The sequence below is a fragment of the Pseudomonas sp. ITEM 17296 genome, assembly GCF_028895205.1.
GTDB lineage: Bacteria > Pseudomonadota > Gammaproteobacteria > Pseudomonadales > Pseudomonadaceae > Aquipseudomonas > Aquipseudomonas kermanshahensis.
In genome coordinates this window covers 1-508 of record NZ_WJRS01000087.1, presented here as the reverse complement: position 1 = coordinate 508, position 508 = coordinate 1, and the positions used below count along the sequence as shown (strand labels likewise).

General features: G+C 60.4%; 1 protein-coding gene. It reads left to right on the top strand.

Annotated features, from left to right (window positions below):
• On the top strand, positions 1-508 hold a 508-nt coding region (locus tag GIB19_RS28175), incomplete at both ends, for an immunoglobulin-like domain-containing protein (RefSeq protein WP_274888864.1).

Sequence of the window (508 nt, the reverse complement as noted above, 5' to 3'; positions counted from 1 at the left end):
TAAAGACGCCGGCGAAATCGAGCTGGGCATCAAGTCCGCCGTCGATGTTGACGGTCGTGCCTTCGAGAACCTGCAGTTGGGCGATGCGGCGTCGGTCAAAGTCACCGACACCACCGACGACGTCGTGGCCAAGCTGACCGCGACCCCTTCGGTCACCGAAGGCGGCGCAATCACCTACACCATTACGCTGACCAACAAAGACGGTCTGCCGATCGACAAGCATTCGGCGCTGACCTTCACGCTGAGCGACGGCACTACCGTCATTACCGTGCCAGCCAACAGCGCCAGCGGTTTCACCACCGTTGCTGCTCCGGACAACGTCTACGTCGGTACCAACGACGCGGTGATCAAGTCGATCGCTTCGGTGGATGGCGCGGATGTCGGCAAGTTCGAGAATCTGGTTCTGGACAAGACCCCAGTCAGCACTGCTGTGACCGATGAGCCTGGCTCGGGTACTCCGGGGACCGGCAACGAAGGCGACTTGGTCAAAGTCACCATTACTGCTGAC